The 527-nt window shown below is 68.1% G+C and carries 1 pseudogene; it reads right to left on the bottom strand.

Features of this window, described 5'->3' with window-relative positions:
• Positions 1 to 492, bottom strand: a pseudogene (locus tag EN906_RS36610) (phage tail protein); the annotation flags it as partial.
• Positions 493 to 527 lie beyond the last annotated feature (35 nt).

Below are 527 nucleotides of genomic sequence, written 5' to 3'. Positions count from 1 at the left end.
GCTGCGGCCGCCGCGCTTTTCAAGGGGTGGCGCCATTTTCTCGCCCCGTGTCCCGGGTTTCGCCTTGTTGCCGTCGGTCTGCGTGCGCTTCGCCGCTGCGTCCTCGAACCTGTAGTCGTAGGCTTTGGTCTTGCCGGCCGGCGCATCGGACGATCCGGGCTCGTCGGACGATCCGGGCTCGTCGGACGATCCGGGATAGGGGATCTCGGCCTCGCTAGCGGGCTTTGTCGCCGCTGCCGACGGCTGCTCCGGTTCGGCCCGGGCGTCGGTATGCTCCCAGGGCTCGAGATCGGTCTGGTCGGCGTGAACCGGCTCTTCGGGAACCTCGGGTTGCGAAGCGTTCGCTGCTTCCTCGGCCTTCGCCTCGTCTGTCCGGGCCTCCTGCGTGGCGGCGTCCTCGTCGGCGATGCGTGAGACGGCGCCCGGCTCGAGATCGATGGTCACCGGCTCGCGGCGGCTTTTCGAGTGTCGCATCTTCGGCGTCTTGACCATGCCTGGGCTCCGCACAATTCGCTTCGTCTCAACGC

Source organism: Mesorhizobium sp. M7A.F.Ca.CA.004.06.1.1 (assembly GCF_003999135.1).
GTDB lineage: Bacteria > Pseudomonadota > Alphaproteobacteria > Rhizobiales > Rhizobiaceae > Mesorhizobium.
Note: the sequence above shows the minus strand (reverse complement) of the source record. Positions and strands in the feature narration are given on the sequence as shown.